Source organism: Paeniglutamicibacter sp. ZC-3 (genome assembly GCF_025847175.2).
Lineage (GTDB): Bacteria > Actinomycetota > Actinomycetes > Actinomycetales > Micrococcaceae > Paeniglutamicibacter > Paeniglutamicibacter sulfureus.
Genome location: NZ_JAOYTG010000008.1, coordinates 126,859 through 152,191, shown reverse-complemented (window position 1 = coordinate 152,191; position 25,333 = coordinate 126,859). Strand labels below are relative to the sequence as shown.

Annotated in this window: 20 protein-coding genes and 1 riboswitch; of the genes, 11 read left to right on the top strand and 9 right to left on the bottom strand. The window is 64.8% G+C overall.

The genetic code is table 11. From position 1 onward, the window contains the following. Positions 1-25: 25 nt before the first annotated feature. Complete coding sequence (locus tag OIU93_RS10810) at positions 26-1,360, bottom strand: LLM class flavin-dependent oxidoreductase (protein ID WP_264270079.1); 1,335 nt, start codon at positions 1,358-1,360, stop codon at positions 26-28. Between the two features lie 17 nt (positions 1,361-1,377). Then, positions 1,378-2,142 carry a 3-oxoacyl-ACP reductase gene (locus OIU93_RS10805; RefSeq protein WP_264270078.1) on the bottom strand — a complete coding sequence of 255 codons (765 nt, stop codon included), beginning with the start codon at positions 2,140-2,142 and terminating at the stop codon, positions 1,378-1,380. Between the two features lie 79 nt (positions 2,143-2,221). Then, a riboswitch (TPP riboswitch) is annotated at positions 2,222-2,315 on the bottom strand. A 133-nt stretch (positions 2,316-2,448) separates the two neighbouring features. Between OIU93_RS10805 and OIU93_RS10800 the strand changes: the two genes are divergently transcribed. The 5 genes from OIU93_RS10800 to OIU93_RS10780 all read left to right on the top strand — a co-directional run bounded on the left by OIU93_RS10800 (position 2,449) and on the right by OIU93_RS10780 (position 9,807). Next, positions 2,449-4,827: a Tex family protein gene (locus OIU93_RS10800; protein WP_264270108.1), complete on the top strand. Its 2,379-nt coding sequence runs from the start codon at positions 2,449-2,451 to the stop codon at positions 4,825-4,827. Between the two features lie 172 nt (positions 4,828-4,999). After that, the gene (locus OIU93_RS10795) at positions 5,000-5,395 is read left to right on the top strand and encodes a hypothetical protein (RefSeq protein ID WP_264270077.1); all 396 of its coding nucleotides are present in this window, start codon (positions 5,000-5,002) and stop codon (positions 5,393-5,395) included. Positions 5,396-5,540: 145 nt separating this feature from the next. Beyond that, positions 5,541-6,029 carry a ferritin gene (locus tag OIU93_RS10790; RefSeq protein ID WP_264270076.1) on the top strand — a complete coding sequence of 163 codons (489 nt, stop codon included), beginning with the start codon at positions 5,541-5,543 and terminating at the stop codon, positions 6,027-6,029. A gap of 297 nt (positions 6,030-6,326) precedes the next feature. Further along, positions 6,327-7,277, top strand: a complete 951-nt coding sequence (locus OIU93_RS10785) for an SH3 domain-containing protein (protein WP_264270075.1) — start codon at positions 6,327-6,329, stop codon at positions 7,275-7,277. A gap of 154 nt (positions 7,278-7,431) precedes the next feature. Further along, positions 7,432-9,807 (top strand): SH3 domain-containing protein, encoded by a 2,376-nt coding sequence (locus OIU93_RS10780; RefSeq protein WP_264270074.1) that lies wholly within the window; start codon positions 7,432-7,434, stop codon positions 9,805-9,807. A 94-nt stretch (positions 9,808-9,901) separates the two neighbouring features. Here OIU93_RS10780 and OIU93_RS10775 read toward each other — a convergent pair whose 3' ends face one another. Further along, on the bottom strand, positions 9,902-11,092 hold the full coding sequence (locus OIU93_RS10775; protein WP_264270107.1) for an AI-2E family transporter: 1,191 nt from the start codon (positions 11,090-11,092) through the stop codon (positions 9,902-9,904). Positions 11,093-11,365: 273 nt separating this feature from the next. Here OIU93_RS10775 and OIU93_RS10770 point away from each other — a divergent pair, with 273 nt between their 5' ends. Further along, positions 11,366-12,673: an SH3 domain-containing protein gene (locus tag OIU93_RS10770; RefSeq protein WP_264270073.1), complete on the top strand. Its 1,308-nt coding sequence runs from the start codon at positions 11,366-11,368 to the stop codon at positions 12,671-12,673. Positions 12,674-12,790: 117 nt separating this feature from the next. On the opposite strand, the gene OIU93_RS10765 is transcribed toward OIU93_RS10770, so the two are convergent. The 4 genes from OIU93_RS10765 to OIU93_RS10750 form a co-directional block, all read right to left on the bottom strand. After that, the gene (locus OIU93_RS10765; protein WP_264270072.1) at positions 12,791-14,200 is read right to left on the bottom strand and encodes an NAD-dependent succinate-semialdehyde dehydrogenase; all 1,410 of its coding nucleotides are present in this window, start codon (positions 14,198-14,200) and stop codon (positions 12,791-12,793) included. 215 nt (positions 14,201-14,415) lie between these two features. Further along, positions 14,416-15,480, bottom strand: a complete 1,065-nt coding sequence (mgrA, locus tag OIU93_RS10760; protein WP_264270106.1) for an L-glyceraldehyde 3-phosphate reductase — start codon at positions 15,478-15,480, stop codon at positions 14,416-14,418. A 317-nt stretch (positions 15,481-15,797) separates the two neighbouring features. Then, the gene (locus OIU93_RS10755; protein ID WP_264270071.1) at positions 15,798-15,944 is read right to left on the bottom strand and encodes a hypothetical protein; all 147 of its coding nucleotides are present in this window, start codon (positions 15,942-15,944) and stop codon (positions 15,798-15,800) included. A gap of 280 nt (positions 15,945-16,224) precedes the next feature. Next, positions 16,225-17,412: an acetyl-CoA C-acyltransferase gene (locus OIU93_RS10750; RefSeq protein ID WP_264270070.1), complete on the bottom strand. Its 1,188-nt coding sequence runs from the start codon at positions 17,410-17,412 to the stop codon at positions 16,225-16,227. A gap of 52 nt (positions 17,413-17,464) precedes the next feature. On the opposite strand from OIU93_RS10750, the gene OIU93_RS10745 reads away from it, so the two are divergent. Continuing rightward, the gene (locus tag OIU93_RS10745) at positions 17,465-18,256 is read left to right on the top strand and encodes an alpha/beta fold hydrolase (protein ID WP_264270069.1); all 792 of its coding nucleotides are present in this window, start codon (positions 17,465-17,467) and stop codon (positions 18,254-18,256) included. Between the two features lie 61 nt (positions 18,257-18,317). Here the strand turns inward: OIU93_RS10745 and OIU93_RS10740 are convergent, their stop codons facing one another. Beyond that, a complete protein-coding gene (locus OIU93_RS10740) occupies positions 18,318-18,845 on the bottom strand; it encodes a universal stress protein (RefSeq protein ID WP_264270068.1) in 528 nt (175 codons plus the stop codon). A gap of 158 nt (positions 18,846-19,003) precedes the next feature. Here OIU93_RS10740 and OIU93_RS10735 point away from each other — a divergent pair, with 158 nt between their 5' ends. Genes OIU93_RS10735 through hrpB form a run of 3 tightly spaced genes read left to right on the top strand, consistent with a single transcriptional unit; the run spans position 19,004 to position 23,208 of the window. Next, positions 19,004-19,786 carry an ABC transporter ATP-binding protein gene (locus OIU93_RS10735; protein ID WP_264270067.1) on the top strand — a complete coding sequence of 261 codons (783 nt, stop codon included), beginning with the start codon at positions 19,004-19,006 and terminating at the stop codon, positions 19,784-19,786. After that, positions 19,783-20,517, top strand: a complete 735-nt coding sequence (locus OIU93_RS10730; protein WP_264270066.1) for an ABC transporter permease — start codon at positions 19,783-19,785, stop codon at positions 20,515-20,517. The genes OIU93_RS10735 and OIU93_RS10730 overlap by 4 nt, the downstream gene beginning before the upstream one ends. Positions 20,518-20,556: 39 nt before the next feature. Next, positions 20,557-23,208, top strand: a complete 2,652-nt coding sequence (gene hrpB / locus OIU93_RS10725) for an ATP-dependent helicase HrpB (protein WP_372342911.1) — start codon at positions 20,557-20,559, stop codon at positions 23,206-23,208. Positions 23,209-23,298: 90 nt separating this feature from the next. Here hrpB and OIU93_RS10720 read toward each other — a convergent pair whose 3' ends face one another. Then, entirely contained in the window at positions 23,299-24,129 is an 831-nt protein-coding gene (locus OIU93_RS10720) for an SDR family NAD(P)-dependent oxidoreductase (RefSeq protein ID WP_264270064.1), read from the bottom strand. Positions 24,130-24,398: 269 nt separating this feature from the next. On the opposite strand from OIU93_RS10720, the gene OIU93_RS10715 reads away from it, so the two are divergent. Further along, positions 24,399-25,313, top strand: a complete 915-nt coding sequence (locus OIU93_RS10715) for an intradiol ring-cleavage dioxygenase (protein ID WP_264270063.1) — start codon at positions 24,399-24,401, stop codon at positions 25,311-25,313. The last annotated feature ends 20 nt before the right edge of the window (positions 25,314-25,333 follow it).

Sequence of the window (25,333 nt, the reverse complement as noted above, 5' to 3'; positions counted from 1 at the left end):
GTGCTCCCACCCTGGAGATGAACTGCTATCCGCGTGCCGGCACCGTTTCCAGGCGCGCAGGCCTGGCCAGGCCCAGTGTTTCGCGCAGCGTGGTTCCCGGGTAGGCGGAGCGGAACAGGCCGCGCTCTTGGAGGATCGGTACGACCAATCCCACAAAATCATCCAATCCCGCCGGATAACTTGGGCACATGAGGTTGAAGCCCTCACAGGCGCCCGACATGAACCATTCCTCGATCTCGTCCGCGATCTCGGCGGGGGTGCCGATCATGGTTGCATGGCCCCCGCCCGCGGCCAGGAACCCCAGCAGTTCGCGAAGCGTGGGGCGCTGGGTTTCGATGATGCGCTGAACGGTCAGGTAGCGGCCTTGTGGGCCGGTGAAGTCCTCGGCCGGGGGCAGCGGGTCCACCCTGTCGTCCAGCGGATGGGTGTTGTAGTCCTGGCCGGTGAACATGTTGAGCTGGGCGATGGCCGACCCGGTGTCAATGAAGGAATCCAGCACGCGCTTCTTTTCCCATGCCTCTTCCCGCGTGGCACCGATGTACGTGACCAGCCCGGGAAGCACGGGAACCGGATCATTGGAGCGTCCGGCAAAACCCAGTAGTCGCCGGATGTCGGCGGCATACTCGACTGCCGATTCCCTGTCCCAGGAAACGGAGTAGATGGCTTCGGCATGGCGGGCCGCAAAGGAGCGGCCGGCTTCCGAGGATCCCGCCTGGAACAGCACCGGCCGCCCCTGCGGGCACCGGGGGACTGTCAGCGGGCCGGCAACCGAGAAATGGTTGCCGCGGTGGTTGATCGGCCGGACCTGCGCCGGATCAAGGTAACGTCCGGCTTCCCGGTCAACCAGCAGTGCAGAATCCGACCAGGAATCCCACAACCCCTGCAACGCGACAACAAACTCTTCGGCGCGCTCGTAGCGCTGGGCATGAGCCGGCAGGGAATCCATGGAATGATTGCGGGCCTCGGCGTCAAACATGGAGGTCACCACGTTGATGCCCGCCCGCCCGCCGCTGATGTGGTCCAGCGAGGCCAACAGCCTGGCGGCGTGGAAGGGCGTGTAGAAGCTGGCCGAGATCGTGGTGACCAACCCGATGCGGCTGGTGGCACGAGCCATGGCACTGAGAGCAGTCACCGGTTCCAGGAACCAGGGGATCCCTGCCGCGTATTCATGGTTCACGCTCTGCCCGTCGGCAAAAAAGACAGCATCCAGGCAACCGCGCTCGGCAATCCGGGCAAGTTCCTCGTAGTAGGAAATGTCGCCGAGGCGGTCGGCGCTGGATTCGGGGTGGCGCCATCCCATGGTGTGGTGGCCCGCCCCGTAGATGAAGGCGTTCAGGTGCAATTGGCGTGTGGCGTCCACGATGCTTTACCCGACCCCTAGTTCATCACCAGGCCGCCGTCGACAACCAGGTTCTGCCCGGTCACCGCCCGGGACCACGGTGAAGCGAACAGCAGTGCGGCGTCGGCGAACTCCGCCGGGGAAGTGACCCTGCGCAGTGGCGTGGAGCCGGCGATCAGGTCGAAGACCGCTTCCGGGGTGGCGGCGGAGGCATCGGTGGTGCGAAGCAGGCCGCCGGAGATCATGTTCACGCGGATGTTTTCCGGGCCGAGGTCGGCCGCGAACGTGCGGGTCATGGCCAGCAGGGCAGCCTTGGCCGCGGTGTAGTCGTGGTAGGGGACCACGGGGTTCTGGAAGAGGTTTGTCCCGATGTTGACGATGTTGCCAAAGCCCGCGGTTCTCATGCCGGGCAGGGTTGCCTGGATCGTGTTCAGCGCACCGCCAACGATGCCGGTGAACTGCTCCCCGAAAGCCATGTAGCCGATTCCATCGGCCTTGGCACGGGCGTCGCCATTGAACGAAAAATCGGGCAGGGCGTTGTTGACGACAGTGGTGATGGGAGCACCAAAATGTTCGTGCGCCCCGGCCACCAATTGGGAGACTTGATCCGCGTTCGCGACATCGGCTTGGACCGCTATCGCGCGATCGGCCCCGAACTCGGCTGCCAGTTCCCGGGCGGCGGTTTCGCTGGAGCGGTAGTTCAATACAAGCCGTGCGCCCTCGCGCGCAAAGGCCCGGGCCAGGTCTGCCCCGAGTCCGCGTCCTGCCCCGGTGATCAACACGATTTGGTCCTTGATAAGCATTTTCTTGCACCCTTCTGCTGGGCGAAGGGATGCCATGGAACCAGCCGACGGTCGTCCAGGAATTTGGGTACGAGGGCAGTTCAAGCCGGACCGGCATCCCTTCGCTCGGATTATCGAGATCAGGTTCAACGGGTCTATCTCTCAGCCGCCAGGCGGCACCCCGTGTCGAGTCCTGTGGCCAACGTAGCACCGGTACGGGGCAATCCCCGAATCAAGGGCAAGGACGGAGGCGACACACACGAGGCCTCGCCGGTCGGTGTCCGCGGGCAGTGCCACGGATGCGGCAAACTAGTGTGGGTGAGCCAGATGCGAATAATCCAGACCATTGCCGCCGAGTTAACTTCCGGGGGTGCTTCGGTTGCCGACTGGCAGGTGAAGGCCGCCGTCGAATTGCTCGATGCCGGATCGACCGTCCCCTTCATTGCCCGATACCGCAAGGAAGCCACCGGAACCCTGGACGACACCCAGCTGCGCCTGCTTGAGGAGCGGCTGCGCTACCTGCGTGAATTGGAGGACCGCCGGGAAGCGATCCTGAAGGCCATCGAGGAGCAGGGGAAACTCACCGACGAGCTGCGGGCCGCCATCATGGCTGCCGGTACCAAGGCCGAATTGGAGGACCTGTATCTGCCATACAAGTCCAAGCGCCGCACCCGCGCCCAGATCGCCCGCGAGGCCGGACTCGAGCCGCTGGCCGACTCGCTGATCCGCGATCCCGCCCAGGATCCCGAAGCGTTGGCAGCCACCTTCCTAAACCCCGAGCACGAGGTCAATGCGGCATCCGATGCCCTGGCCGGTGCCCGGGCCATTCTCACCGAACGTGCCTCGCAGGACGCGGTGCTGGTCTCCGAATTGCGCGAACGGCTGTGGACACGAGGGAAGATCTCGTCCAAGATCGCATCCGGCGCCCCTGCCGCGGATGCCTCGAAGTTCTCCGACTACGAAGACTTCGTGCAGCCCGTTGCCACCCAGCCCTCGCACCGCATCCTCGCGCTGCTGCGCGGAGAACGCGAGGGTGCGCTGAACCTGGAGCTGGCCGAGGCCGACCCGCGCGACGAGGCGGCGCTCACCGAGGCGCGGGCCGGATATGAGGCCGCCGTCGCCCGTTCGCTGGGCATCAAGGCCGCTGCCGATGCGCCGGCTGGCAAGTGGCTGGCACAAACCGTTCGCCTGGCCTGGCGCGGACGCCTGTTGGCACGGTTGGAGGCGGACCTGCGCACGCGGCTCTTCGAGGCCGCGGAGGAAGCCAGTGTCAAGGTCTTCGCCGCCAACCTGCGCGACGTGCTGCTGGCCGCCCCTGCCGGAAACCGGGCGGTGCTTGGGCTGGACCCCGGGTTGCGCACCGGGGTGAAGGTTGCCGTCGTCGACGCCACCGGCAAAGTGGTCGACATTGCCACCATCTACCCACACGCCCCGGCGAACAAATGGGATGCCTCCGTGGCGACCCTGGTGGCACTGGCAACCAAGCACGGCACCGAACTGATTGCCGTGGGCAACGGGACCGCAAGCCGCGAGACCGACAAACTGGCCGGCGAGGTCATCGCCAAGCTGACCAACAAGCCTGCCAAGGTCATCGTCTCCGAGGCCGGGGCATCGGTGTATTCGGCGTCGGCGCTGGCAAGCGCCGAGTTGCCGGACCTGGATGTCTCCATCCGCGGTGCGGTGTCCATTGCCCGCCGACTGCAGGATCCGCTGGCCGAACTGGTGAAGATCGAACCCAAGTCCATCGGCGTGGGCCAGTATCAGCACGATTTGACCCCGGCCAAGCTTGACCGCTCCCTGGATGCCGTGGTCGAGGACTGCGTCAACGCCGTCGGCGTGGATGTGAACACCGCATCCCCGGCGCTGCTGGCCCGGGTGGCCGGAGTCGGTTCGCTGCTGAGCCGCAACATCGTCGAACACCGCAATGCGAACGGCCCTTTCACCACCCGCCGGTCCCTGTTGAAGGTTCCGCGCCTGGGAGCCAAGGCCTTTGAGCAATGTGCCGGATTCCTGCGCATCACCGGCGGCAAGCAGCCGCTGGATGCCTCCGCCGTGCACCCCGAGGCGTACGGGCTGGCCGAAACCCTGCTGGCAGCCGCCGACGCCGGCAACCAGTCGGTGGCCACCCTGAATGCCGCAGACTTTGTCACCGAGCAATTCGGCCTGCCCACGGTCAAGGACGTCATCGCCGAACTGGTGCGTCCTGCCCGTGACCCGCGCCCCGACTTCAAGACCGCTAACCTCAAGGAAGGCGTGGAAAAGATCGGCGACCTGCAAGTCGGCATGATCCTGGAAGGCACCGTTTCCAATGTGGCAGCCTTCGGTGCTTTCGTTGACGTGGGAGTCCACCAAGACGGACTGGTCCATGTCTCGGCGATGAGCAACAAGTTTATTTCCGATCCACGCGAAGTCGTCACATCGGGCCAGGTTGTCAAGGTCAAGGTGCTGGAGGTCGACCCGGAACGCAAGCGCATCTCGCTTACCCTGCGCCTGGATGACGAGCCCGGGGCCAAAGCCGAGCGGACGGACCGGGCACCGCGAGGCAACGGGCAGCGCAACGAACAGCGGGGCCAACGCCCGGCACGCGGCGGCGAGGGAAACCAGCGCGGCGGCAAACCGCAACAGAGCCGGCCGGCCAGCGCCCCCGGGTCGAACGCAAACACCGCCATGGCCGAGGCCCTGCGCCGCGCCGGCTTGAGCAGCTAGCACCGGCCCACCGCGCCACGGCATCCGGTGGCGGCCCCGAATGGTCCGCCACCGGAAACCCGGCGCGTTGCCACGGATATCGGGCCACGCGAAAGGTGGCGTACCGTTGTCTGCGATGCCCCACGCTCCGGAGGGGCATTCCGGCCGCGAAACACACTGAGAGAAGCCCGCAATGGATGGCGAAACACTGAGCGAATTGATCATGACGGTATTCATGGTGCTGCTCATGGTTGCCATGGCCTACATGATGAAAGCCGCCGCCACCGGACAAATCAGGCGTAATGCCTGGATCGGGATCCGCACCGCAGCCCTGACCCACTGCGACAAGTGCTGGCTGCTGGGCCATCACGCGGCGGCGAACAAGAGCACCATGGGCTGTTGGCTGGCCGCAGTGATCATGGCAGCCGGAGGCATCCTCTCAACATTGGTGACGCTACCTGGCTTTGTCCATCCCGCAGCCCTGATGGCGGGGCTGGCCGTGATGCTGGTCGGCCTGTTTCTTGGGGTGCGCGACGGCCACCGGGCGGCTGCCAAGATCCATGCCGGGCAGCGCATCGTTTCCTCTTAAACCCGTCGTGACCAAGACCTGCGAACCAAGGTGAGCATCACCTTGGTAGCCCTTCGCCGGTACGCAATGCATGACATATTTAGCCCGAGGTAAGTACGGCCATACTTCGGTGACAAGCCCCCGCGGAGCGCGTAGCGTGTGTGCCATGGAACTTACAGGAAAGCTTGCCGACGCATTCAACGACCAGATCACCCTGGAACTCCAGGCCTCGACGGTGTACCGCCAGTTGGCCATCGAAATGGATGTCCTGAGCCTGCCCGGCATCGCCGCATGGTTCCGTGCACAGTCCGCCGAGGAACTGGTACACGCGGAGAAGTTCATCGCGCATATGACCAACCGCGGAGCACACCCGGCGATCGGCGCCATCGGTGCCCCCGGGCTGAACGTGGTAACGGTTGACGGTGCTTTCCAGGCCTCCCTCGACCACGAGAAGAAGGTCTCCGAATCCATCCGGGACCTCTACCGCCTGGCCCACAACGAGGGCGACATCGACTCGGTGCCGATGCTGACCTGGTTCATCGAGGAACAGGTCGAAGAGGAAGCCACCGTCGGTGAAATCCTGGACCGCGTGAAGATGATCAACAACGATGGCAACGGCCTGCTTCGCCTGGACAGCGAACTGGCTGCACGCTAGAAACCATCGTCGCGGGGTTGCCCGTGGCGAAGATGTGATCAAGGCCCCCGGTCCGCGACTGGGGGCCTTGACCGTGTGTGCAATAACATGGGGTAAGGCATGTCCAGGTGCCGCGCCTCGATACGTGGTTATTCGTGAACGATCCTGGCGAACCGTGACGCCGTGCAAGACGTTGCTCCATGCATTCCATTCCCAGGTCAACCACTTGTTCAGTGAGGTCATAACCGTGTTTCACGTCCGTGCACGTATGGCATTGACCAACCCCGGATCGGGCGCTTTCGGGTGGAGACTGTCCGCATGAAGAAACTCGACTTCGCACGCACCGAGCCGATTTCCGCCCCGGTGGAAGCCTCGGGACCCACGCACCGGACCTCCGCGGAACTCAAGCTGCGCAAAGGGGCTGGCCGGCATTACGCGGTCCAGTACCTGATTCCCCAGAGCACCCCGGTCTACCTGCTTCGAGTCAGCGGGCTATGGGCCAGCGTGCAGCACGGACAGACCTTTGGCTGGCTCCCGGCCCAATGTCTCGAACGACTCGAAGCGCCCCGGCAGCCCCCGCAGGTTCCCGTACGTCCGGTCGCCAGCCAGCTGCCGGAAAATCCCGCATCGGTGGGCGGAGCCCCCAGCGCGCCGGAAGTCCCGGACGAAGACTTCATACCCACCCACCGCAGCACTGCCGACCTGAACCTGCGCAAGGGCTCTGGCACCAACTATCCGGTGCTGCGCGTGCTGGCGGCAAACATCCAGGTCCGGAAGGTTGACGAACTTGGCACCTGGGCCAAGATCTCCACCGGCAAGGACGTCGGCTGGGTTCCCAGCGCCTACCTGGCTCGCATCAACGTGAGCCGCCCCGCCACCGGCATACAGGCCATGGCACCAACCGAGTTCACGACCACCGTGCGCTTGAACGTCCGCAAGGACGCCGGCGACCGCTTCCCGATCCTGCGCATCATGCAGGCCGGAACCTTGGTGAAGGTCAACGGGAAACTAGGACCATGGCGAAGGATCATGCTGGATCAGGAAACCGGCTGGGTCCCGGCGAGCCAGCTCCAGTTGCGCTACGTGGTCTCGAAGACCCCCGTCACCATCACCGAGACCACGCTCTACCGGGGTGCCTCGGCAAACTACCGCGCCATCGCGCAGCTGGCTGTCGGCGAGCAACTGGAAGTCATTGCCAGCCGCGGACAATGGACCAAAGTCCGCGCTGGGCGGCTTGAAGGCTGGGTCCACAGTTCCCACTTGGGATGACACGGCCAATTTGCCGCGGCAGCTTCCTGCCACTTGGTGTCCTTATTGCCTAAAGTAAGGCTCTGGGGGTAGAAGAACTTGGTAATGTCCCCGCACACGCAACTATTGTGGATTCCTTGCGGGGCCACAACCGTTCAAAGGACGCGCCTTGACGATGGCCACACCGAAATACATTCGTGCCCTTTTCGCGGGGGTGTTGGCGGCAGGAATGGTTTTCACCGCGCTGCCGGCAACCTCCCAGGTCCGTGTCAACGCCGATTCCGGCAGCAAGGTCCGCGTCGGCAATTTCGCTTTGCCGCTTGACCCCGACACGTACCGAATGACCTCCCCGATGGGGCCGCGTTGCATGCCGGTGGTGGGAGGGTCGACCCACCACCTGGGTCAGGACATGGGCACAAGGGACAACGCCCCGATCTATGCGGTGGCCGCAGGCACCGTGCGCAAAGTCGTCAACGGCACCGGATCGACCTCAGGACAAGTGGTGGTTACCCACCGCATCGACGGGGGAACCTACGAGTCGGCCTACATGCACATGTGGCCCAACGACGTCTTGGTCAAAACGGGCCAAAAGGTCGCGGCAGGACAAAAGATTGCCCTGGTGGGCTCCTCGGGGCCATCCACCGGCCCACACCTGCACCTGGAAATCTGGAAGGATCGCTTCTACTCCAGCGATTCGAACGTTCGCAACCCCCGTGCCTTCCTCAAGGACCGCGGGCTGGACCTGAACTCCCATGCCACCGCCACTTACGCAGAGTCGCTGAAGACTTGCACCTATTATGCGCGAGGCAAGGCCGAGCTCTTTGCCTCGGCTTCCGCCGACTCGAAGGTCCTGGCCAGGCCGAACCGCAACGCCCCTGTCAGCAGCAAACCCGGTGCCATCAACGGACTTCGTAACGGGTCCTTTGTCAAGGTCAAGTACGGCTCGGTTACCGGTTGGATGAACCGATTTGCCGTCACGCCCTATGAATTGGGGGCAGCACCCGAGGGGTCGATGACATCCACGGGAACCGTCACCAACGGTGTCCGGGTGCCCTTTGCCAAATACAGCAACCCCTATGGCTTGAACATGCGCTCCGGCGCGGCCACCTGGTACTCGAAGCTCCTGATGATTCCCGCCGGCACCACTTTCGAAGCCTATGAAAGCTCCGCTGGCTGGTTGCGCGTGAAGTACAAGGGAACCGAAGGCTGGGTATCGGCAAGCTTGGCGCGCAAGACCGCGTCCATCGACCAGACTAAACTACCCGCAACCCACGAAGTCCTTCGTGACCTCAAGCTGCGTTCCGGGGCCGGGACCACGTATCAGGAAACCCATCCTCTCAAGCGAGGCGCAAAAGTTGCGGTGCGCCAGGTACGGGGCGGCTGGTCCCAGATTCAATCCGGGAAGCACTCCGGATGGGTCAGCTCGGCGGACATGAAGAAAATCGGATCAGCGACGCCCCAGACGGCAAAGCCACCGGTAGCCAAGCCCACGCCAACCAAGGCAACGCATGAGACCACCGCGAATCTGAACATGCGCGCGGGGGCCGGCACCAACACCAAGATCGTCAAGGTCCTGCGCAGCGGAACCGACGTCATCGAACTCCGTCGCCAAGGCACCTGGAGCAATATCAAGGCCGGGAACGCCGCCGGATGGGTCAGCAACAAGTACCTGCGCGTCATCAAGCCTGCCGCAACGAAGCCGCCGGTGGTCCAGTCGGTGAAGAAGGCGACCTACACGTCCAAGGCGAAGGTCGTTGCGCGCAAGAGCGCGAGTGCGAAGGCCGCGGCGGTCGTGAGCATTCCTGCCAAGACGAACGTGACGGTGGATGCTAGGAGCGGTTCGTGGCTGCGTGTGAAGTATGCGGGCAAGACCGGGTGGGTTCCGGCGAACCAATTGTCCGCCTACAAGGCACCGGCCAAGCCGAAGCCGCCGGTGGTCCAGTCGGTGAAGAAGGCGACCTACACGTCCAAGGTGAAGGTCGTTGCGCGCAAGAGCGCGAGTGCGAAGGCCGCGGCGGTCGTGAGCATTCCTGCCAAGAAGAACGTGACGGTGGATGCGAAGAGCGGTTCGTGGCTGCGTGTGAAGTATGCGGGCAAGACCGGGTGGGTTCCGGCGAACCAAGTGTCCGCCTACAAGGCACCGGCCAAGCCGAAGCCGCCGGTGGTCCAGTCGGTGAAGAAGACGACCTACACGTCCAAGGTGAAGGTCGTTGCGCGCAAGAGCGCGAGTGCGAAGGCCGCGGCGGTCGTGAGCATTCCTGCCAAGAAGAACGTGACGGTGGATGCTAAGAGCGGTTCGTGGCTGCGCGTGAAGTATGCGGGCAAGACCGGGTGGGTCCCGGCGAACCAATTGTCCGCCTACAAGGCACCGGCCAAGAGCAGGACAACCACCGTCCGGCTGAACCTGCGAACCGGAACAAACACATCAACACGATCGCTGTTGGTGATTCCGAAGGGCAAGAAGATCACGGTCAAGGCGACACGAGGAAGCTGGACACAGACCAGCTATTCAGGGAAAACGGGCTGGGTTAGCTCCAGGTACCTTCGCTAAGCCAGGCGCGACGCGTCGAATCCGGAAGAAGAATGGTCCGTGCAACCAGTCAGGACGGTTGCACGGACCATTGCCGTTTCAGCTACGGTTGTCGCTATTTTTCGGATTTTTCAGGGGGGGACTGGGAACCTGCTGCGTGCATGGCATCCGCTTCGTGCGCCGATGCCGATACGTTTGATTCTGCATGCGCCAAGACCTGAGCTGCCGTGGGTTCCCCTGCGGATGCTTCCTTCTCCGGGTCGGCCCCGGGGTCAAGCTCCGGCAAATCCCGGTCGGCCCAGATTTTTACGATGCCCCAGGCAACAGCGGTCAGGGGTACGGCCAGCACTGCGCCCACCAATCCGCCCAACACCGTGCCTGCGGCCAATGACAGCAAGATCACCAACGCGTGCAGGTTCAGCGCGTGGGCCATGACCACAGGCTGCAGGAAGTTACCCTCCAGCTGGTTCACGACGATCACCGCTCCCAGAACAATCAGGGCAATCACGGGGCCGTTTGTCACCAAGGCAATCAAGGTGGCCAGGATTCCGGCGAAGGTGGCACCTATCAATGGAATGAAGGAGCTCATGAACACTACTACGCCCAGGGGAATGGCCAACGGAACCCGCAGGATGAGCAAGACAACGGTGATGGCGATGGCATCCACGGCTGCAACGGTGGCGGTTCCGCGCATGTAGCCGCCCAGCGTCTCTACGGTGCGCCCACCGGTGGACAGCCAACGGTGCATCTGGTGGTCTGGCATCCAAGAGAGGAAGAACGCCCAGATCCTGTCTCCGTCTTTCAGGAAGAAGAACAAGATCACCAGCAAGAGCGCCAGACCGGTGAAGAAATTCCCGGCTGCAGAAAGGCCGCTCAGGGCACCAGCGCCAAATTGGGAACTCGTCAGGAAGCCCGTGACTTGGCTGACGGCTTGGTCAATCTGGTCCTCCGAGATGTTCCACGGCAACCGATTCAACATGCCCTGGAGCTTGTTGAATCCTTCGACGCCCCTGTCAACCAAGGTTTGCCACTCGGCAAGCACGGAATATACCAGGGCCGTACCGATGCCGCCGATCACGAGCAGTGAACCGAGGAACACGGTCCACGCTGCCAGTAGTGGGGACATGAACTTGCGCAATAGGCGCACCAATGGCCACAGTGCGCAGGAAAGAATTAGGGCAATCAGGATCGGCAGAGCGATAACGCTCAACCTGAGGAGGGTGTAGACGACTGCCCCGGCCAGGATCACCACCACCAGTAATTGGACCGAGCGCGTGGCAATACGGCCGAGCGGATCGATCCACATTCCAGACACGGTGTGCATCGGGGGCCTGGCGCTGGATACCTCGGCTTTTGAAGTCGCGGGTGGATCCTGTCGCGACTTTTTCTTGAAACCTAACTTCGCTGACATCCAGTGACTCCTCGCAATTGGCAACAGGTCCACTCTATGCAATGGCGCAGGGCGGATACCCGAAATAACCTCTTAGCAAAAAGGTTAGTCTAACAATGTACTAGTGGGCTTGGAGTGCCACTCATTCAACTCGCAAGAAATTAATTCCCCGGGGGATCAATGAAGCACATGACCACTACAGACGGTGCAATGCCCGTCAATCGCGCAGGGACGGCAATGCTGCTGGGCACGGCGATTGCCCTTGCTCTCGCCGCCCTGAACCCGGTGCAGGCACAGGCGGCCCCGCAGGCGGTGCCGCATGTCGCGGCGGCGCAGACCGGTCCATCCGCATACATCGCGCAACCCGAAAGCATGTTTCGCGCAGGAGTCGCGAGGGTATTGCAAACCACCGCGAACCTGAACCTGCGCGCAGCGCCTTCCACATCGGGCAAGAAGCTGAAGGTCGTGCCCAAGGGCACGCGGTTGACGGTGACGGCAACCAGATCCGGATGGAGCCAGGTACGCCATGCCGGACAGACAGGTTGGGTTTCCAGCACCTACCTACGCTCCATTCCCAAGGCCGTGAAACAAGGCGACCTCGGCAAGACCACTGCCCGGCTGACGTTGCGGCAAAAGGCAAGCACCGCATCCAAAGCGCTGGCCACTGTGCCCAAGGGCGGCATCTACGCCGTCAAGAAGGTCTCCGGCGGACATGCCCAGATCACCAGCCGGGGAAAATCAGGGTGGATCCAAGGAAAACACCTCAAGATCGTCGCCAAAAAACCCGGTCGGGAAATCTACATCGACCAGAAGTACACGTCCAACCGTGCGGGTCTCACCGACAGGTATTGGACAAAGGTCTCCGGTGGCGACCTCTATGAAAGCGTGAACGGGAAAAAGCGCATCGGTGACATCCCCCGGAATTCCGTGGTGTACCGGGACATGAAGATGGAAAAAACCGCCGGATCGGTCAAGGGCTGGATCTTCGTGCGGACGCAGGGGATGAGCGGATGGATGAAAACCAGCCAGCTTGCCCGCACCTCGACCGCCTCTACGAAACCAAAGAAGTATTCGGCTAGGCAAGTCCTGGCGCAGAAGAACGGCAGGGTCCCCGAGAAGATGCTCGTGGCGATCCCGTGGGACAAGGAAAAGACGCTCATTGCCGCGCCGGCCCTCAAGGACCTGAACCGACTCAACGCAGCGTTCAAGAAAAAGTTCGGACGCAATCTCGATGTCGACCTGGCATACCGGACTCGTGCCACGCAGGACGCGTACTGGGTGGAGTTGGGTCCGTACGTCGCGGCACGTCCGGGAACCTCCAACCACGGTTGGGGGACGGCCATCGATGTGCCCGAAACCTATGACTATTCCTTCCGAGGCAAGTACTACAAATGGCTGAAGGCGAACTCCAAGAAGTACAACTGGGTGCACCGAAAGATCCTGGAGGAGGGATCGCCCTACGCCGAGGCCTGGCACTTCGACTACGTGGGGCGCTGACCACCACGGGGGAGTGCTCCACGGGGCCGACCCCGGGTTAATTGAGAAGGCCGCAGTCCGCATCCATCGTCACGATGAATGCGGACTGCGGCCTTGGCGTTTAAGCGAGCGTGGAAGTCAGTCGGCCACGTAGAACAGGCGCTTGTTGACGAACTCTTCCATGCCCAGCGGTCCCAGTTCCCGGCCGAAGCCCGAACGCTTCACTCCGCCAAAGGGCATCTCGGCTCCCTCGGCGCTCGGCGCATTCACGTTGGCCATTCCCGAGTTCAGACCGGCGGCTACCTTGGCCGCGCGAGCCGGATCGGTGGAGAACACCGCGCCGCCCAGACCGTACTGGGTGTCATTGGCCATGGCAAGTGCTTCCTCGTCGGAGGAGACCTTGTAGACAACGGCCACCGGGCCGAACAGCTCCTCGTAGTAGGCACGCATCTCCTTGGTGATTCCCGAGAGCACGGTCGGGGCCAGGTAGGCGCCTGGGCCCTCGTGCAGCGTGCCGCCGGCATGCAGGGTTGCGCCCTTGTCGATGGCGTCCTTCACCTGCTCGGCCAGGGCCTCGGCGGCACCCCTGGTGGAAAGGGGACCAAAGGTGCCCTCGAGCTCGGCCGCCGGATCGCCCGGGGCCAGGCCGTCGGCCAGCTTGGTCAGCTCACCCACGAAGTCATCGAAGATATCCTCCATGACAATCATGCGCTTGTTGGAGTTGCAGGCCTGGCCGGTGTTCTCCATGCGGGTGGCCCAGGCAGTGGCGGCGTCGCCCGCGACATCGTTCGAATCGAGGATGACGTACGGGTCCGAGCCGCCAAGTTCCAGCACTGCCTTCTTCAGGTTGCGTCCGGCCTGCTCACCGATGATGGCACCGGCACGCTCGGAACCGGTCAGCGAAACGCCCTGGATGCGCGGGTCCTCGATGATCGTGGAGATCTGCCCGTGGGAGGCGAAGACGTTGTTGTACACGCCTGCAGGAACGCCTGCGTCATCCATGATCTGCGCGATGGCCAGTGCCGAACGCGGGCAGGTCTCGGCGTGCTTGAGCACGATGGTGTTCCCCAGCATCAGGTTGGGAGCGGCAAAGCGGGCGACCTGGTAGTACGGGTAGTTCCACGGCATGATGCCCAGCAGGGGGCCGACCGGGAGGCGCTGGATGACGGCCTTGCCGCCGCCGATGTTCTTGATTTCGGTATCCGCGGCGAGCGTGGGCCCCTCGGTGGCGAAGTACTCGAAGATGTCCTTGCAGAACTCGGCCTCGCCCTTGGACTCGGAGAGGGGCTTGCCCATTTCCTGCGTGATGATCGCAGCGAGCTCGTCGGCGCGTTCGGCGAAGAGCTCGCCCACGCGTGCCACGATCTTGGCGCGTTCATTGATGTCGACGTTCTTCCATTGCTGGTAACCGGATTCGGCCGCCGCGATGGCGTCCTGGATCTCGGCGTCGGTGGCCGTGGGGAATTCCTCGACCACCTCGCCGGTGGCGGGGTTGAGGACTCGGTAGCCGGTGGAGGTCGACGTCTGGGCGTTGGCGGTCACAGCCATGCTCCTTCTGGTAGTCACTGGGCGGCGGGGATCTTCATCGCGCCACGTACCTGTCCATCATGTCCCGAAAACGACGATTTGTGAAGCCCGTCACGCATGGTTGGCGACCATATCCGCCGTGAGTGAACTAGCTAACTTCGGTATTCGTCGTTAACGGAGCAAAACCCTGCGAAATTCGAATATCGCAGGGTTTTGCTCCGTGTGCTCCGGCTGGCTTAGCTGGTGGCCGCCGTGCGCCAGCGGTCTATGTCGGCATCGCCGGCGGCGATCTTGTCGATCAGGTCCAGTTCCCCGGTGCTGAAGGTGGTGTTGCCCAGGGCGCCGAGGTTTTCATCAAGCTGCGCAGTCGAGGAGGCGCCGAGCAGCACTGAGCTCACTCCGCCGTCGCGCAACAACCAGGCGATGGCCAGCTGGGCCAGGGACTGGCCGCGGGACTCGGCGACCCGGGCCAGATCGCGGGCCTTCCCGAGATTTTCCTCGGTCAGGTGCCCGTCCAGCGTTGTCCGTCCACCGGACGGAATCGCCGAATCATTCTTGAGGTACTTGCCGGTCAGCAGGCCCTGGGCCAGCGGGGTGAAGGCGATGGACCCCATGCCGTGTTCGGCCAAGGTCTCGAGCAGGCCGTCCTCGACCCAGCGATTGAGCATCGAATAGGACGGCTGGTGGATCACCAGCGGTGTGCCCATCTCCTTGGCCACGCGCGCCGCCTCGGCGGTGCGTTCGGGGGAGTAAGAGGAGATCCCGACGTATAGCGCCTTCCCCTGGCGCACCAAGGTGTCAAGCGCGCCGATGGTTTCCTCGATGGGGGTGTCGGGGTCAGGGCGGTGCGAGTAGAAGATGTCCACGTAGTCCAGGCCCATGCGCTTGAGCGACTCGTCGGCCGAGGCCATGATGTACTTGCGCGAGCCCAGGGTGCCGTACGGGCCCGGCCACATGTCCCAGCCGGCTTTCGAGGAAATGATCAGCTCGTTGCGGTAGGCCTTGAAGTCGGTGCGCAACATGCGGCCGAAGTTCTCCTCTGCCGAGCCGTAGGGCGGACCGTAGTTGTTGGCCAGGTCGAAGTGCGTGATTCCGCGGTCAAAGGCGTGGCGAAGCACTTCGCGCTGGGTGTCGTAGGGGCGGTTGTCGCCAAAGTTCCACCACAGGCCCAGGGAAATCGGGGGGAGGACCAACCCCGAGTTCCCCACCCGGCGGTAGCCGGTCGATTCGTAGCGGTCCGGGGCGGCAACGTAGGGTGCGTGCGTTTCAGGGACGGGGGCGTACCGGAGCTCTTCGGCCATGGTGGTGATGTTCTCCTGGAAATTGGGGATGAAATCTCGCGGAAGCAGCATCGGCTCCCTCTTGTCCATTCTTGTCGCAAGGTGCCGCAAACGTCCACGGCATCGGGAGCTGGGCGCGGCGCGGTTCGGGGGGATCTGGCAGTGCAATGCGTTCCCGTGTGCCCGGCAGTTAAAAGCGAAGAACCGGCCGTGACGGCTAAGGAGGTGAAACTCCGCCGCGACCGGTTCTTCTGATCACTCGCACCTTGAGAAGGTAGCTTCAGCGTATTTGGAGTAACTGGGTGATTGCTGGTGATTTGTCGATAGTCGGCCGTGAGTCAGTAGTTGGAGGGTGGATCCGAGGCCGGAAACGATTCGTCTTCCCATTCCTCGACCAGCGCTTCGTCGTGCGCGCTGGCCACATGCTCTGGTTCTGCGGCAGTTTCTTCTTCTACCTCTTCGTCGCCGGTTGGTTGTTCAGTCATCTCGCGTACTCCTTGATCCGTAGAACGTGTCTCCCCGAACTTGCGGCGCCCGGTACCTTCAGTTTGGTCCGAAGTGCCGGAGTTGTCGAGGGCGGTGGCTTCCAGAGGTCGTGGTTGCGGACATCCTGCATTAAATGGTTGAGCACCGATCGGAAGGCTAGGGGGAATTTGCCTTGTGCCCGACCGGTGCTCTCATCACTCGCACCTCCATGAGGTGATTAAGACTCTAGGGAAGCAACCTTTGCACCAGCTGTATACCGTCGGGTAACAACATGTGAAATCAGCGTCGCAGGATCAGGGCATCACCCTGGCCGCCGCCTCCACACAGGGATACCACCCCCGTGCCGGAACCTCGCCGCGCCAGTTCCATGGCCTGGTGCAGGACCAGTCGCGCGCCGGAAGCACCCACGGGATGCCCCAGCGCAATGGCCCCGCCTTCCAGGTTGATCTTGGCGGGATCCACGCCGAGGTCTTTCGCCGATTGCAGGACAACCGACGCGAAGGCCTCATTGATTTCAATCAGGTCCAGCTCCGCGACTCCCATTCCCTCCTTGGCTAGGGCGGCGAGAATCGATGTGCTGGGCTGGGAATGCAATTGTCCGTCCGGGCCGGCCGTCTGTCCGTGGGCGCCGATCTCACAGTGCCATGTCAGGCCTGCCCGACGGGCGGCGCCCTTGGAGGCAACCACCACGGCTGCGGCACCGTCCGAAAGCGGCGAGGAAGAACCCGCCGTAATGGTGGCGGCGGGGTCGGTGGAGAAAGCCGGACGCAGTGCGGCAAGCTGTTCTTTCGTGGTGTCAGCGCGAACGCCTTCGTCGGTGGAAACGATGATCTCGCCCCCGCGCCGCTGCGGGATGGCCACTGGCGCGATCTCGGCATCGAGGTGCGCGCGCGCAGCCGCAGCGCGCTGGTGCGACCTGGCGGCAAAGGCGTCTTGGGCGGCGCGCGAAATCCCCAGCTTGGCAGTGCCGCTCTCGGTGGCCGAGCCCATCAGCTCGCCGCTGAACGGATCGGCCAACGCGTCGTGGTTCAGGGAATCCTCCAACGGCCGGTCGCCGATGGCCAACGGTATGCGCATGCCGCGGACCAGATGCGGGGCATTGGACATCGACTCCTGTCCGGCGGCGACGATGAAATCGGCCTCGCCGGCGCGGATCATGCGGGCTGCGTCGATGACGGCGGTGAGCCCCGACAGGCAGAGCTTGTTGATCGTCACCGTGGGGACCTCCCAGCCGATGCCGGCCTTCAGCGCGGCCTGGCGGGCCGGGCCCTGGCCGGTGCCCGCCAGGATGACCTGGCCCATGATGACGTGGTTGACCTGGGCGGCCTGCACCCCGCTGCGCTCCAGTGCCGAGGAAATTGCGTGGGCGCCTAGCTCGGTGGCTGACAACGCGGAGACGGCCCCGCGGAACTTTCCAAAGGGCGTACGTGCACCCCCGACAATCACGGGAGTCAGGTCGTCATTCATGGTGTTTCCTTTGCTTGGGAAAAGACCGGTCCGGTGCCATAAGCTCAGTATCATGCCCCATGCAGTGAACCCGGTTGATGCCCAGACTATCTACTTTGACGCCAGCGACACAGGGGCCCCACCGGTCCTGCTGCTGCACGGCTCCGCACTTTCCCGCTCCATCTGGCGCGGCCTGGGATACGTGAAGGCGCTGGAACCCGAGTTCGACACCATCCGCATGGACCTGCGCGGCCACGGACGATCGGGAAAACCCCACGACCCGGCCGCCTACGCCATGGACCTGGTGCTGGAGGACGTCAAGGCGGTGCTGGCTGCGACCGGACACGAGTCAATCCACCTCGTGGGATATTCATTCGGATCGCGCGTTGGCCTGTCGCTGGCCATCAAGCATCCATCCATGGTCCGCTCCCTGACCATGCTCGGCGGCACCCACGCCATTGAGGCACAGCACATCAGCACGCTCTTCTTCGACGGCTACCTCGAGGCACTGAAAACAGGTGACATGGACGCCTTCATTGACGGCATGGAAGCCGGCGGCGGGAAACTGGACCCCGCGACCCGTTATGCCTTTGCCTCGAATGACGCACTGGCACTGGCCGCGTACTTCGAGGCCACCGAGTCCGGCAGCGCGGTCAGCGAAACCCTGCTCCACCAACTGGCGACGCCGACCCTGCTGATGACCGGTACCCGGGATGTGCCACGCATTGATCATTCCCGGGTCATGGCCTCGGTCATGCCCCATGCCCGGCTGGTGGCGCTGGAGGGACGCAGCCACGGCGGAACACTCTATCCGCCACAGCCGATCCTGGAGCAGTTGCTGCCGTTCCTGCGCTCACATTCCTGAAGGGTGTGATTCCCCGGGCTGACAACCCGGAACCTGCCGCTCCCGGTGGCCGGATGCCCGATCACGGTAGATAAGGGGTGGCCGGCGGGTCAGGCACGATCGATGGCGGAACCACCAACACCGGAAGCTGCCGACGCGACAGAACCCGGGCAAGCGTTGAGGCACTGAACCTCGAACCGGAGAACGCGCGGCGCTTTCCACGGGGCGAGCCGACCACCAGATATGACGAACCCAGCTCCACGGCGAAGTCGCCAAGTGCGCCGGCCGCCTCGCCCACCAGGATGCGCAGGGTCCAAGGCATGGGGTAGGAGGCCAGGGTCTCGCCGAGCCGTTGTTGCAGGTCCTCGATCACTTCCGCCCCGAGTTCCTCTCGCTCATCCCGGTGCAGGGCATCAAAGTCGATGCTCGCCTTGACGTTCCATTCGGTCATGTCCAGGCCGGTGAGTGCATAGGCACACACCAGATCCTGACGGAGGACCGAAGCGAGGCGGGCCGCGGTTTCCAAGACCTCGGGATGCTGCCCCGGGAACACGCCCACGAGCACCGGCGAGTCAGAACGAAGGGGACGGGACCCCTCTGGATCGCGCATGGTGCACTCCTGTGGGTCCTAGCTGGGATCGGGTCGGGTGCCTGTCTTGCTTCAAGTATGCCCGGGGCGCTTCACCTTTCGATAGGGGGCTGGTGCCGCCACCGGCATCTGGCCCCGGCCCCTTGACCGAAAATGACACAGGGACAAGACTCGGGAATATGGAGGAACAGGCGGCGGCTATCTCGATCACCGGATTGAAAGTCATGCGCGGGAAGAACCTCGTCTTGCCCGGCCTTGACCTGCTGGTCCCGCGCGGCGAGGTGGTCGGGCTGCTAGGTCCCAGCGGCTGCGGGAAGTCCACCTTAATGCGCTCGATCGTGGGCACCCAGATCATTTCCGGCGGAGTGGTGAGGGTGCTCGGGGACACCGCCGGGTCCGAAAAGCTGCGCCATCGCGTCGGCTACATGACGCAGGAATCCAGCATCTACGACGACCTGCCGGTGGGCGCGAACCTGTCCTACTTCGCCAAGATCGTCGGTGCCCCGCCCGCCCAGGTTGCCGAAGTCATCGAGCGCACCGACCTGGGATCGGTGGCCAAGTCCATGGCGGCCGACCTCTCCGGCGGACAACGCAGCCGCCTCTCCTTGGCCATCGCCCTGTTGGGAACGCCCGAATTACTGGTCCTGGACGAGCCCACCGTCGGGCTGGACCCGGTGCTTCGCGTGGCATTGTGGGAACTGTTTGCAGAACTTGCGGCCGAGGGTGTCACGCTGTTGGTCTCCAGCCACGTGATGGACGAAGCCACCCGGTGTGACCGCCTGATCCTGATGCGCGAGGGCGGGATCATCGCCCAGGAAACGCCCGCTGGCCTGCTGGCGCGCACCGGAACCACCAACGCCGAGGACGCCTTCCTGGCGCTGATCCGCGACACACGGGAATCAGGGGCACCAGGCTCCGAACCCCATGCTCCCAAGCACCGCGCCACGGGAGGGACCCCATGAGCATCCCGCGCATCCTTGCCACCACCGCGCGCGTGCTGAACCAGGTGCGCCACGATCACCGCACCCTGGCACTTTTGCTGCTGGTCCCCGCACTGTTGGTCGGCCTGGTCGCCTGGATCTTCACTGACACCCCGGTCTTCGGGAGGATCGGCCCGGCGATGATCGCGCTCTTCCCCTTCATCGTGATGTTCATGGTCACCTCCATCGCCACGCTCCGGGAGCGGCGCAGCGGCACCCTGGAACGCCTGCTGTCCCTGCCGCTGGGCAAGGCCGACTTCATCCTGGGCTACGCGCTGGCCTTCGGGCTGCTGGCTATCGTGCAGACGGGGATCGCCGTGGGCTTTGCCGTGTGGGTCTGCGGGCTGGAGGTTGCCGGCAGCCTGGGGCTGCTCTTCGCCGTGGCCATCGCCGACGCGTTGCTGGGGACCTCGCTGGGGCTTCTTGCCAGCGCCTTTGCCCGCAGCGAATTCCAGGTCGTGCAGTTCATGCCCGCCTTCGTCTTCCCGCAGGTCCTGCTGGGCGGGATCTTCCTGCCGCGTGGCGAACTGCCCGAGGTCCTGGAGGGCATCGGGGACTGGCTGCCGCTGAGCCACGCCATCGATGCGCTGAACGCGGTGGCCAGGGACGACCAGGACGCCGGCTACATCTGGCTGCGGATCGGGTTCGTTGCCGCGTGGATCCTGGCCGCCATCGTGGTGGGGTCGATGACGCTGCGCCGCCGCACCGCCTGAGAGCGGCAAGGGGGGCGGCAACACTGGATAATGGGGCGGGTGAGTACGCAGCGGAACGGCCGGGACAAGCCCCGGCAGGACAATGGCTTCGACCTGGCTGCCATCGGGCGGGGGCTGGTCTTTGCCCAATCCCTGCCGGAGCTTGCCAGTGCGCTCGAGGCCGGCGGGGAATCCGGAACCGCCGTCATCCAGGCCCCCCCGGGCACCGGCAAGACCACGCTGGTCCCACCCCTGGTGGCCAACCTGGTTCGGGCCCGCAACGGGGGAGAAGCACGCATCCTGGTCACCCAGCCGCGCCGGGTCGCTGCCCGCTCCGCCGCCCGCCGCTTGGCATCCCTCGACGGCAGCTCACTGGGCGGCCGCGTGGGATTCACGGTGCGCGGGGAAAACCACGCCGGCCCGGACACCCTGATCGAGTTCGTGACCCCCGGAATCCTGCTGCGCCGGCTGCTGGCCGACCCGGGGCTGGAATCCATTGACGCGGTCGTCATCGACGAGGTGCACGAGCGCGGGCTGGAAACCGATTTGCTGCTGGGCATGTTGCGCGAGGTCCACGAACTGCGTGGGGACCTGGTGCTCGTGGCCATGTCCGCGACCCTCGACGCCCCGCGCTTTGCCCAATTGCTGGGTGATGCCTCGGGTGCGGGCAGTGCCCCGGTCATCGACTGCCCTGCGGCGCTGCACGAGCTGGAAACCCGGTGGGTGCCGGCCGCCGCTCCCCGGCTGACCGACCGCGGGGTCTCGCGCACCTTCCTCACCCACGTGGCAGCAACCGCCGCTGCCGCCCATGCCGAGGCGCTCACGCGGGACAAGTCCGTCGACGCGCTGGTGTTTGTTCCCGGTGCCTGGGAAGTGGCCGATGTCGCCGCGCAGCTCCGCACCCGCGCGCCGGGCACCGAGGTGCTGGAGTTGCATGGGCAGGTCGTTCCCGCCCTGCAGGACCGTGCCGTCTCGGGGCGCGAACCCGGGGGAGGGCCCCGCATCATCGTCTCCACCTCGCTGGCCGAGTCCTCGCTCACGGTTCCCGGGGTCCGGCTGGTCATCGACTCGGGCCTGGCCCGGGAGCCGCGCCGGGATGCGGCCCGGGGGATGAGCGGACTTGTCACGGTCTCCGCCTCGCGGGCCGCCGGCATCCAGCGGGCCGGCCGCGCCGCACGCCAGGGGCCGGGCACCGTGGTGCGCAGCTTTGCCGAAAAGAGCTTTGCGGCGGCCCCTGCACATCCGCGGGCCGAGATCACCGTTGCCGACCTCACCTCCGCGGCCCTGGTGCTGGCCTGCTGGGGCGCGCCGGGCGGTGCCGGGATGCACCTGCCCGAGCCCCCGCCTGCATCAAGCCTTGAGGCCGCAACCACGGTGCTGTCCCAGCTCGGCGCGATCGACGAGGCCGGGCACGCCACCGCACTGGGCCGCCGCCTGGCCCTGATTCCGGCCGACCCCCGGCTGGGCCGTGCCTTGCTCGACGGCGCCCCGCGGCTCGGGGCCGGAAACGTCGCACACATCGTTGCCTTGCTGGCCGGGGACTACCGCGCCCAGGCCGCCGACCTCGGCGCGCTGCTGGCGGCCCTGCGCAACGGCAGACACCCGCAGTCCGCCACCTGGAAGCGCGAATGCTCGCGCCTGGAACGGATCGCCGGCCGGGAAGCCCAGGCGCAGCGGCCGCCAGGCACAGCGACGATGCCTTCCTCCGGCACCGAGCTTGGCCTGGTAACAGCCCTTGCCTATCCGGGACAGGTTGCCCGTCGCGTGGACAACGCCACCGGCACCACCTACCTGCTGGCCTCCGGCACCCGCGCGGGCCTGCCCGCCGGAAGCCCTTTGTCACACCACCAGTGGCTGGCGGTCGCCGAGGTGGCACGGGCCGCCGGCCGCGACGCGGCAAGCACCGGCGCGTTGATCCGCGCCGCAGCGCCACTCGACGAGGGCACCGCACTGCTCGCTGCGGCCCACCTGGAAACCGAGACCGTCAACACGGTCTTTGCCAGCGGCAAGCTCTCCGCCCGCAAGGAGCACCGACTCGGGGCCATCGTCCTTTCCAGCACCCCCATGACCCCCACTCGTGCCCAGGGCCGCGCCGCGGTGCTGGACGCCTTGCGCGAGCGCGGGCTCGGCATGCTGAAATTCTCCCCCGCGGCGCAACTGCTGCGCAGTCGGCTGGGAATGTTGCACCGTGAACTCGGGGACCCCTGGCCGGCCATGGACGAGGACTCCCTGCTGGCGGCCGCCGAGAACTGGCTGGCCCCGGAACTCGAGGCGCTCGCCGGAGGGAAGTCCCCGGGTTCCCTGGACCTGGTGGATCCGCTGCGTCGCCTGCTGCCTTGGCCCGAGGCCGCCGCCATGGATGAGTTGGTCCCCGAACGCCTCACGGTGCCCAGCGGATCCAGGATCCGCATCGACTACCCGGGAATCGACGAGCCCGAAGCCCCTCCGGTGGTGGCGGTGAAGCTGCAGGAATGCTTCGGACTTGCCACCTCCCCGGCGCTGGTGCGCGGCCGGGTCCCGGTACTCTTCCACCTGCTCTCCCCGGCTGGTCGACCGCTGGCGGTCACCGACGAGCTGGCATCGTTCTGGTCAGGCCCCTACGCCCAGGTGCGCGCGGAAAACCGGGGCCGCTATCCCAAACACCCGTGGCCCGAGGACCCCTGGACCGCACCTGCCACCAAGCACGTCAAAAAGCGGATGGCCGGCGCTTAGGACACGCGGTTCGGGCGTGGGTGCTGCCGGCGATAGGTTGCCCGTCGGGACGTTCCCGAAAAACCACGATCGGCGCGGATGCCTGCGTTGTCACGCGATCCCCAGTAGTTGCCCGGACTGGTTCCACAGCGTCTCGGAAAGCGCATCGTCCCTGGCCTGGGGATTGGTCCGGGCCACCTTGCGACGGGAGAAGTATTCGCCCGAAGGCCACGTCCCGCCACTGCGCTGGTCGGCCAGCCAGATGAGAGTGTCGGCACCCTTCCTGGGCGTTGCGAGTAATTTGGAGATCAGCCTGTTGCCGTAGATGCCCTCCATGGACGTGCCGGGGGAACGGGAGAATCCGGTGCTGACAATCCCGGGGTGGAACGACGCGGAGGCCAGGCCCTTGGAACCGAAACGGCGATGCAGTTCGCGGGTGAACATGATCTGTTCGAGTTTGGCGTTCCCGTAGGCTCTTTTGGGATCGTAGTATCGCTCGGCGTTCAGGTCGGAGAGGTCAACCCTGCCGTACAACCTATTCGCCACGCTGGAGGTGTTGATGACTGCTGCCCGCGAGGCAATGAGCCGGTCAAGAAGCAGCCGGGTCAGTAGAAATGGGGCAAGGTAGTTGACCTGGAAGGTCATTTCGAACCCGTCGCCGGTCGACTGGCGGGCCGGGGTAAAGATGCCGCCGGCGTTGTTCGCCAGTACGTCAATCCGCGGGTACTTCTGAAGCAGTTGCACCGCGAGACCCCGGACTTCATCGAGATCGGAGAAGTCGACGAGGAAGTGATCGGCCTGGATTTCCCGGGCAATGGCTGCGGTCCTTTCCCGGTTCCGGCCCACCACGACCATTTCGTGTCCCAGACGGCTGAGCGCGCGTGCGGCTTCGGCACCGATCCCGTCGCTTGCGCCGGTGATGACGATCGTTTGACGACGCATGCGGGTGCCTTTCGAAACAGGTAGCGGGACAACTCCTCCGTGAAGCCTACGCGGGCCGGGTCGGCGCAGATCGACCTCAACACGCAATACATGTGATGCGCAACGTGGGGCGGGCGGCTACGAGGCTCCCGGTGGAGGCGCAATGGTCTTCCCGGCGTGGCCGCACATGGGCCGGCGATGGCTTCGCCACAGCAGCGCCATGGGGCGGAGGCCTACTGTAGGAATCCAAGGCACCAACCAGGATTCACGAGCGAGCGAGGAACGACGCCATGGAACAGCACCAGCAGCACCAGAGGCCGGGCGCCGGCCACCCGGCCTACAAGAGCCGGAGTCTTCCGCGGCCCCACCAGGATCTCGAGGACCAGGGACTCGGGTTCGATGTGCAGACGCTCATCGGGCGCCGCGGTGCGCTCAAGGCCTTCGGCGTTGGCGCCCTGGCACTGGGCCTGGCCGCGTGCACCGCCACCACCAACGACGCATCCACCGGCACCTCTGCGGGAGAGATCCCCGACGAGACGGCCGGGCCCTACCCGGGGGACGGATCAAACGGGCCGGACGTGCTGGAACAAAGTGGCATCGTGCGCCGCGACATCCGCTCGAGTTTCGGGGACGCCAACGGAACCGCGGAAGGCGTTGCCCTGGACCTGGAACTGAACATCAAGGACCTGGCCAACGGCGGCGCGGCATTTGCCGGCGTTGCCGTCTACGTCTGGCAATGCGACAGGGACGGGAACTACTCGATGTACACCCCGGCAGCCGAGCAGGAAAACTACCTGCGCGGGGTGCAGGTAGCCGATGCGGAGGGCACAGTGCGCTTCACCAGCATCTTCCCTGCCTGCTACCCCGGACGCTGGCCCCACATCCACTTCGAGGTCTACCCGGATGCCGCATCGATCACCGACTCCGCTCAGGCGATCGCCATCTCCCAGGTGGCGTTGCCCCAGGACGTTTCGGACGCCGTGTACGCGACTGACGGCTACGCGAATTCGGTGCGGACCTTGGCACGGTTGTCGCTGGAAAGCGACAACGTCTTCGGTGACGACGGCGGAGCCAGCCAATTGGCGACTGTCACGGGGGAGACCGTCGCCGGCTACAAGGCAGTGCTGGACGTGGGCGTTGATACCAGCACCGCACCCGCCGCCGGGGCGATGCCTCGCGGCACCCCGCACGGAGGCAACGGCTAGGAAACAGGGGAGAGACCTGC

Coding starts and splice junctions, on each gene's coding strand:
- OIU93_RS10805 (WP_264270078.1), bottom strand. CDS start 2,142: ATGCTTATCAAGGACCAAATCGTGTTGATCACCGGGGCAGGACGCGGA.
- OIU93_RS10800 (WP_264270108.1), top strand. CDS start 2,449: ATGCGAATAATCCAGACCATTGCCGCCGAGTTAACTTCCGGGGGTGCT.
- OIU93_RS10795 (WP_264270077.1), top strand. CDS start 5,000: ATGGATGGCGAAACACTGAGCGAATTGATCATGACGGTATTCATGGTG.
- OIU93_RS10790 (WP_264270076.1), top strand. CDS start 5,541: ATGGAACTTACAGGAAAGCTTGCCGACGCATTCAACGACCAGATCACC.
- OIU93_RS10785 (WP_264270075.1), top strand. CDS start 6,327: ATGAAGAAACTCGACTTCGCACGCACCGAGCCGATTTCCGCCCCGGTG.
- OIU93_RS10780 (WP_264270074.1), top strand. CDS start 7,432: ATGGCCACACCGAAATACATTCGTGCCCTTTTCGCGGGGGTGTTGGCG.
- OIU93_RS10775 (WP_264270107.1), bottom strand. CDS start 11,092: ATGTGGATCGATCCGCTCGGCCGTATTGCCACGCGCTCGGTCCAATTA.
- OIU93_RS10770 (WP_264270073.1), top strand. CDS start 11,366: ATGACCACTACAGACGGTGCAATGCCCGTCAATCGCGCAGGGACGGCA.
- OIU93_RS10765 (WP_264270072.1), bottom strand. CDS start 14,200: ATGGCTGTGACCGCCAACGCCCAGACGTCGACCTCCACCGGCTACCGA.
- mgrA (WP_264270106.1), bottom strand. CDS start 15,480: ATGGCCGAAGAGCTCCGGTACGCCCCCGTCCCTGAAACGCACGCACCC.
- OIU93_RS10755 (WP_264270071.1), bottom strand. CDS start 15,944: ATGACTGAACAACCAACCGGCGACGAAGAGGTAGAAGAAGAAACTGCC.
- OIU93_RS10750 (WP_264270070.1), bottom strand. CDS start 17,412: ATGAATGACGACCTGACTCCCGTGATTGTCGGGGGTGCACGTACGCCC.
- OIU93_RS10745 (WP_264270069.1), top strand. CDS start 17,465: ATGCCCCATGCAGTGAACCCGGTTGATGCCCAGACTATCTACTTTGAC.
- OIU93_RS10740 (WP_264270068.1), bottom strand. CDS start 18,845: ATGCGCGATCCAGAGGGGTCCCGTCCCCTTCGTTCTGACTCGCCGGTG.
- OIU93_RS10735 (WP_264270067.1), top strand. CDS start 19,004: ATGGAGGAACAGGCGGCGGCTATCTCGATCACCGGATTGAAAGTCATG.
- OIU93_RS10730 (WP_264270066.1), top strand. CDS start 19,783: ATGAGCATCCCGCGCATCCTTGCCACCACCGCGCGCGTGCTGAACCAG.
- OIU93_RS10720 (WP_264270064.1), bottom strand. CDS start 24,129: ATGCGTCGTCAAACGATCGTCATCACCGGCGCAAGCGACGGGATCGGT.
- OIU93_RS10715 (WP_264270063.1), top strand. CDS start 24,399: ATGGAACAGCACCAGCAGCACCAGAGGCCGGGCGCCGGCCACCCGGCC.